Annotated in this window: 6 protein-coding genes; 4 read left to right on the top strand and 2 right to left on the bottom strand. The window is 74.8% G+C overall.

Annotated features, from left to right (window positions below; all coding sequences use genetic code 11):
- Positions 1-152 precede the first annotated feature (152 nt).
- Positions 153-956 (bottom strand): glycerophosphodiester phosphodiesterase, encoded by an 804-nt coding sequence (locus OF117_RS21925; RefSeq protein WP_263554983.1) that lies wholly within the window; start codon positions 954-956, stop codon positions 153-155.
- Positions 957-1,249: 293 nt separating this feature from the next.
- Here OF117_RS21925 and OF117_RS21920 point away from each other — a divergent pair, with 293 nt between their 5' ends.
- The 4 genes from OF117_RS21920 (at position 1,250) to OF117_RS21905 (ending at position 5,590) form a co-directional block, all read left to right on the top strand.
- Positions 1,250-2,236: a RimK family alpha-L-glutamate ligase gene (locus tag OF117_RS21920; protein WP_263554982.1), complete on the top strand. Its 987-nt coding sequence runs from the start codon at positions 1,250-1,252 to the stop codon at positions 2,234-2,236.
- A 167-nt stretch (positions 2,237-2,403) separates the two neighbouring features.
- Complete coding sequence (locus OF117_RS21915; protein WP_263554981.1) at positions 2,404-3,399, top strand: RimK family alpha-L-glutamate ligase; 996 nt, start codon at positions 2,404-2,406, stop codon at positions 3,397-3,399.
- Entirely contained in the window at positions 3,396-4,220 is an 825-nt protein-coding gene (locus OF117_RS21910; protein WP_263554980.1) for a RimK family alpha-L-glutamate ligase, read from the top strand. Before OF117_RS21915 ends, OF117_RS21910 begins: the two co-directional genes overlap by 4 nt.
- Complete coding sequence (locus OF117_RS21905) at positions 4,217-5,590, top strand: phosphotransferase family protein (protein WP_263554979.1); 1,374 nt, start codon at positions 4,217-4,219, stop codon at positions 5,588-5,590. Before OF117_RS21910 ends, OF117_RS21905 begins: the two co-directional genes overlap by 4 nt.
- On the opposite strand, the gene OF117_RS21900 is transcribed toward OF117_RS21905, so the two are convergent.
- Positions 5,580-6,979, bottom strand: a 1,400-nt coding sequence (locus OF117_RS21900; protein WP_411969477.1) for a serine/threonine-protein kinase, incomplete at its 5' end; no start/stop codon positions are given. The genes OF117_RS21905 and OF117_RS21900 overlap by 11 nt on opposite strands.

Below are 6,979 nucleotides of genomic sequence, written 5' to 3'. Positions count from 1 at the left end.
CGCGACCTCGTCGAAGCCTTCATCCGCGGCGACATCGACCGCTGACGGCCGCCAGTCCGCGCCCCCGCCTCCTGCCCGTCGCACGGGTCGGAGGCGGGGGCGCGGTGCTGTGAGGCGGGGGCGCGGTGCTGTGCGGCGGGGGCGCAGTGCCGTCAGGCGGTGGCGGCCACCACGACCGCCACGGCCGGCTCGGTGGCGGGCCGGTCCACCTCGCTCCAGGCGACGAGCACGTCGTCGGTGATGACGGCGTCCACGCCGAGCTCGGCCACCCAGCGCAGGTCGGGACGACGGTTGACCGTCCAGACGGTGACCGTCAGGCCCGACCGCCGGGCCGACTCCACCGCGTCCGGCGCGCGCCGGACGGCGACGAGCGGCAGGTGCACCTCGTCGTGGCCGTCCTCGTGGGCCCGCCGCACGACCGCCGCCGCCGGCTCCGCACTGTCGCCGAGCAGCCCCGTCCGCACGGGCAGGTCGGCGCACGTCTCGCGGATCATCGCCAGCAGGGCCGGATCGAAGGACGAGACGGTGATGTCGACGTCCGTGACGGTGCCCAGCACGTCGGCCAGGGCGTCCGCGGTGGCCTGCGCGACGGCGGCGTCCGTCACGGGCTTGGCCTCGACGACGACTCGCGTGCCGGGGTGGCGCTGCGCGGCGGCGAGCACCTCGGTCAGCGTCGCGAGCGAACCCCGGGCGGCCGGAGCCAGGTCGTGGGCGCAGACCAGCGTGCCGTCCGCGAGCCACACGTCGACCTCGACCCCGTCCGCACCGAGCAGCAGCGCCTCGGTCACCGCCGCCACGGAGTTCTCCGCGAACCCCGCGCCCGTGGTCCCACGGTGGCCGAGGACCTGGATGCGGCTGCCCTCGCCGCCCGGCAGCAGGATGTCCTGCGCCAGGATGTCCTGCGCCTCGGCGACGAGCTGCTGGCCCCGCCGGTCCGAACCGTTGCCCAGGTACATCGTGACCCCCGCCTGCGGTCGTCCACCGAATCCGTCGACAGCAGCTTCGGCGGCGGCCGCGTGCCCGGGTAGCCACCGCAGGGGTGGACGGACGCCTCGGCAGGTGTGGTCGCCCCACCCCCTGGGTGGCGCCCCCCGGGTCGACCGTGACCGGGGTCTCACCTAGGTGGCGGCGGAGGGACCCCTGCAGCGGCGTGCGGTCACCCCCGGGGTGCCTGTTCCCACGCCCTCCCCGGACCCAGGGTGGTCCCAGGCCGATCGCCGGCCGGCGGGACGAGGGGTGGCGGGACCAGATGACCAGCACGGTGCGGCGGAGCACGGTGACCCGGACCGGCCTGTCCTCGGTCCGGACGACGGTGCTCGGCGAGACGCTCCTCGCGGCGCCGGCGCGGCTGTGCTTCGTCGTCGAGGAGCGGTACGAGAACGACGTGATGCCCGGTGCCGTCGTCGAGGTGCTGCGCTCCTGGGGCCACGTCGTCGACGTGCTGCGCCCGACCGGCACGGTGGCCGACCTGTGGGAGCTGCTGTCGACCGACTCGGTCCCGTACGACGCCTTCGTGCTCAAGACGGTCTCCGGTGGCCCCGGCCTGACGCTGCTCGACGCCGCCGCGGCCGCCGGCGTCACCACGATCAACGACCACCGGGCCATCCGCCTGGCCCGGGACAAGGCCGTCGCCGCCGTCCGCGCCCGGGCCGCCGGCATCCCCTTCCCGAAGACCTGGTTCGCGCACAAGTCGACCCTGCTCGAGCAGATCCCCGCCGACACCTACCCCCTGGTGGTCAAGCCCAACGACGGCAGCGCGCTGCGCGACGTGTACCGGGTGGACAGCCCCGAGGCACTGGCCCGGCTCGACCTCGACGACAGCGGCAGCCTGCTGGCCCAGCCCTACCTGCCCAACCCCGGCTACGACGTCAAGCTGTACAACACCGGCGACGAGGTGTTCGCCACCGTCAAGCGCTCCCCGCTGCACCCCGGCGCCGACGTCGTCGAGGAGCAGATCCCGGTCACCCCCGAGCTGCGCAACCTGGCCCGCGCCGTCGGCCGGGTCTTCAAGCTCGACATCTACGGCATCGACGTCGTCCAGACCGACAACGGCTGGGTCGTCCTGGACGTCAACGACTTCCCCAGCTTCGGCAAGGTCCCGCAGGCCGCCTGGCGGCTGGCCCGCACCGTGCTGCGGGTCACCCGCCGCCAGGCCGCCGCCCGCGCCGCCGCCCAGGCCTCCGCCCCCACCGTCTACCGCCCCGTCCTCACCCCCGTCGTGGAGGCCACCGCGTGACGACGCGCTCCGCGGGGCGATCCCGACCCGTACCGACCCCCGAACCGCGGCACGCCCGCCCCGAGCAGCCGGATTCCAGCCCCGGAGCCCTGTCCAGCCGACCTCGTCGGGTCCAGAGTGGTGTCACGGCCGAAGGACGGCCGGGGACACGAGGGGTGGCACACGCGATGACCGGCTCGACCAGCTCCGGCGACACCCGCTCGAGAGCGACGCAGCAGATCGATGTCTCCGCGATCCGGGAGTTCGGCGAAGTGCTGCTGACCTCCCCGGCGCGGCTGTGCTTCATCGTCGAGGCCCGGTACGAGAACGACGTGATGCCCGGTGCCGTCGTCGAGGTGCTGCGCTCCTGGGGCCACGTCGTCGACGTGCTGCGCCCGACCGGCACGGTGGCCGACCTGTGGGAGCTGCTGTCGACCGACTCGGTCCCGTACGACGCCTTCGTGCTCAAGACGGTCTCCGGTGGCCCCGGCCTGACGCTGCTCGACGCCGCCGCGGCCGCCGGCGTCACCACGATCAACGACCACCGGGCCATCCGCCTGGCCCGGGACAAGGCCGTCGCCGCCGTCCGCGCCCGGGCCGCCGGCATCCCCTTCCCGAAGACCTGGTTCGCGCACAAGTCGACCCTGCTCGAGCAGATCCCCGCCGACACCTACCCCCTGGTGGTCAAGCCCAACGACGGCAGCGCGCTGCGCGACGTGTACCGGGTGGACAGCCCCGAGGCACTGGCCCGGCTCGACCTCGACGACAGCGGCAGCCTGCTGGCCCAGCCCTACCTGCCCAACCCCGGCTACGACGTCAAGCTGTACAACACCGGCGACGAGGTGTTCGCCACCGTCAAGCGCTCCCCGCTGCACCCCGGCGCCGACGTCGTCGAGGAGCAGATCCCGGTCACCCCCGAGCTGCGCAACCTGGCCCGCGCCGTCGGCCGGGTCTTCAAGCTCGACATCTACGGCATCGACGTCGTCCAGACCGACAACGGCTGGGTCGTCCTGGACGTCAACGACTTCCCCAGCTTCGGCAAGGTCCCGCAGGCCGCCTGGCGGCTGGCCCGCACCGTGCTGCGGGTCACCCGCCGCCAGGCCGCCGCCCGCGCCGCCGCCCAGGCCTCCGCCCCCACCGTCTACCGCCCCGTCCTCACCCCCGTCGTGGAGGCCAAGGCATGAGGATCCACCTGCTCGCCCAGACCTCGCCCAACCCGGTCCTCACCGCGGTGATGGAAGAACTGGGCCGGCAGCACGAGGTCGCGGTCTACGACGCGGGCACCCTGCCCGCGGGATACGGCCGCGAGCCGGGGCTGCAGGAGCCGCCGGACGTCGTCCTGCTGAAGTCCCGCACCCCGGAGGCCAGGCGGGTCGCGCGGACCGCGGAGCGCGCCGGCAGCCTGGTGGTGAACCCCCCGGACGCGACCGCCGCCACGCTGGACCGCGCGGTGATGGCGGAGGCCCTGGACCGCGCCGGCGTGCCGGCCCCGCGCAGCTGGTCCGTCCCCGCCCTGCGCGACCTGGTCGAGGACGGCGCGGCGCCCGCGTGGCCCGTCGTCGTGAAGAGCCGGGCCAGTTACAAGGGCGACCTCGTGCGCCTGGTGCACACCCGGGAGGAGCTGCTCGAGCTGCTGCCCGAGTGGGGCGACGAGCCCGTCGTCGCGCAGGAGTTCGCCGTCAACGACGGGTTCGACGTCAAGATGTGGGTGATCGGCGACCACCTGTCCGTAGCCCGGCGGCGCAGCGCGCTGCAGTCCACCGACAAGAGCTCCGACGAGTTCCTGGACCCGGCCGACCTGCCCGAGGACTGGATCCGGGCCGGGCGGGACGCCGGGCGTGCCCTCGACCTGCAGCTGTACGGCGTGGACGTGCTGGTCAGCGATGGCCGGCCGGTGGTGGTGGACGTCAACCCCTTCCCCGGCTTCCGCGGCGCCCGCGACCCCGCGGACGCCCTGCTCCGCTTCCTCGCCACGGTCGGGACCGCGAGGGCGGTGACCGCGTGAGCGGGTCGGCGGGGCACAGCGTCACCGGCGCGACCGAGGCGCTCGACCGGTACCTCGCGGAGGAGGGCGGCGGAGGGGCCCGCCCGCCGCTGCGGTACCTGCGCCGCAAGCCCGGCCGCGGGCTCGTCGCGGTCTTCGGTCCGGGCGACGGCGGGAACATCTACACCGTGAAGGTCGACGAGCAGGCCCTCCTCGGGTCGCCCGACGGCACCGCGTCCGCTGCCGTGCCCGCGGTCCAGCGGTTCCCGGTCGATCCGCAGCTGCCGCACCTGGACACCGTCATGTCGCCGGCCGCACACCCCGACCTCGCCGACGCCCTGGCGGCAGCCGCGCGACGGGTCTGCGCCGTGCCACCCGACGGGCGCCTCGTGGGCATCGCGGCCGAACCCGTGCGGTACAAGCCGGGTGACCGCTGCGTCATCCGCTACCGGTTGCGCTTCGGCGACCCACCGTCCGCAGCCGGGAACGGCGCCGTGACGACGTGCACCCTCGTCGCGAAGCTGTACCGGGAGACGCACGAGGCGCAGGCCGCCACGGATCTCCTGGCCCGGCTGCACGACGAGGCGGCGGTCGCCTGGACCGCCCGACCGCTGGGCGTGGTGCCGGGGCTGCCGCTGGCGCTGACCGAGGACCTGGGCAGCAGCCGCGACCGGGTGCCGGCACGTTCCGGCCTCCGCGTCGTCCACCCCGGGTCGGAGGTCGCACCCGAGGTGATCGCGCGGGCCGCCCGGGCCCTCGCCGAACTGCACACCAGCGGCCTGCAGCCCGCTGACCCGACCCCCCGCACGGGGGCGGACGAGGCGGGGAAGGCCGCCAAGCGCGCCAAGCTGCTCGCGCAGCACGTACCCGAGCTGGCGCCGGTCGTCCGGCGGGTCACCGATCCGCTGTGCGCCACCCTGACCGGGCTGCCGGGCGACACCCTGCGCCCGGCGCACGGGAGCTACAAGTCCAGCCAGCTGCTCGTCCGCGACGGCGCAGTCTTCCTCGTGGACTTCGACCAGTTCTGCCTGGCCGACCCGGCCCTCGACGTCGGCTACTTCCTGGCCTACCTGCGGCCCGCCGGCCTCTGGTACCGCCGGACCGGCCGACGGGCCTGGTTCGAGGCGGCCGCGCAGACCTTCCGCTCCGCGTACGCCGACCGCCTCTCGGAACGCGGGGAGTCGGCCGAGACCTGCGCAGGCATCGTCCAGCGCGCGCCGGTGTTCGAGGCAGCGCTGCTCCTCAAGATCGCGGCGCGGCGGGTCAACCGGCTGCACAGCCCACGGCCCGGGGAGGTCGCGGCCGTGCTCGCCGAGGTCTCCCGTGCGCTCGCCCTCGTCGAGGGTCCGCTCGCCCTCGACGAGGGGCGGAGCAGGCTGGTCAGCGGGTGATCTCCAAGGAGTCCCGGATCCGCTCGAACACGGGCCGGTGCTCCTCGAACGTCTCCGGAGGGGCGAAGAAGGCCAGCAGCACCGCTCCGCCGGCGCCGGGCGGCTGGACGACGTCCACCAGCGCTCGCAGCGCGGTCTGCGGGTCCTCCGGATCCGAGGTGACCGCTTCCATCTCCTGCGCCGGAGCGCCGGCCACCGGCACCTGCCGCGGACCCGACTCGATCCGCGTGGTCATGGGCAGCAGCGGGACGACGGAGTCCTGGAGCGCCTGGGCGGAGGACGTGTCGAGCGTGGCGGCGGACGTGTAGACGTACAGCCAGACGTTCTCGGGTGCGTTCGCCCGCACGGTCCCCGTCGCGCTCGCCCACGCGTCGGGTGTGCCCCGGAAGAAGAACAGCTGGTCGGCCGCGGTCGGATCGGGGGCCAGGACGACGTCGCTGGACGGCCCCACCGCCGACGCCCAGTCGGCCGGGTGGTCGAGCGTGAACGGGACCAGCGTCCCGCCGCTGGCGTAGGACCGGTAGTCCTCCGAGAGCAGGGCGGAGCGGAGGAACACGGCGGCCACGGCGAGGAGGACGACGGCGACGGCCGCACCGATGGCGACGGGCTTCCAGCGGCGCATCCGCCGCGGCGGCGCGGGAGGAGGACCCGGCTCGCCCTGGTCCCAGCCGGCGTCGTCGTCGCGGTACTCGTCCGGGTAGCCCTCCCGGTACTCGTCCGGGTAGTCGTCCCGGTACTGGTCCTCGTAGCCCTGCCGGTAGTCGTCCCCGGAGGAGTCGGGGGGCTGCTCCTCGAGGCCGCGGTCGGAGTCCCCCGGGACGGACCCGTGCGCGGCGGCCGCTCGGCCCGGGTTCCGCTCGAGCGGGCCGGGCGGGAAGGATGGGTGCTGGCTGCCGCCGAACACATCTCCGGTGACCGTTCCGAGCTCGGTCCGGGAGCCGTCCGGCCTGGCCGTGGCGGCGCGTGGACCCCCTCCGCTGCCCCGGCTGTCCCGGCGCCGCGGCGTGGACACGGTCGCCGGCATGCCCAGCGCCAGCTGGAGGTCGTGCAGCAGCTCGTGGCACGACTGGTACCGGTCCGCGGGGTCCTTCGCCATGGCCCGCGCCACCACCAGGTTGACCGCCCCGGGGATCTCGGGGCGGCTGCCCGTGACTGGTGGCGGCGTCTCCACCAGGTGCGCCCACAGCAGCGCGGCGTCGTCGTCCCGACGGAAGGGCAGCCGCCCCGTCAGGCACTCGTGGAGCATGCAGCCCAGCGCGTAGATGTCCGTGCCGGGCCCGACCGGTCGGCCCTGGATCTGCTCCGGTGAGACGTAGTCGACGGTGCCCAGGAAGTGCCCGGTGCCGGTCAGCCCGCCCGACAGGTCGGCCGTGCGCTTGGTGAGGCCGA

It is taken from the genome of Geodermatophilus sp. YIM 151500 (assembly GCF_025716945.1).
Lineage (GTDB): Bacteria > Actinomycetota > Actinomycetes > Mycobacteriales > Geodermatophilaceae > YIM-151500.
Note: the sequence above shows the minus strand (reverse complement) of the source record. Positions and strands in the feature narration are given on the sequence as shown.

Coding starts and splice junctions, on each gene's coding strand:
- OF117_RS21915 (WP_263554981.1), top strand. CDS start 2,404: ATGACCGGCTCGACCAGCTCCGGCGACACCCGCTCGAGAGCGACGCAG.
- OF117_RS21910 (WP_263554980.1), top strand. CDS start 3,396: ATGAGGATCCACCTGCTCGCCCAGACCTCGCCCAACCCGGTCCTCACC.
- OF117_RS21920 (WP_263554982.1), top strand. CDS start 1,250: ATGACCAGCACGGTGCGGCGGAGCACGGTGACCCGGACCGGCCTGTCC.
- OF117_RS21925 (WP_263554983.1), bottom strand. CDS start 956: ATGTACCTGGGCAACGGTTCGGACCGGCGGGGCCAGCAGCTCGTCGCC.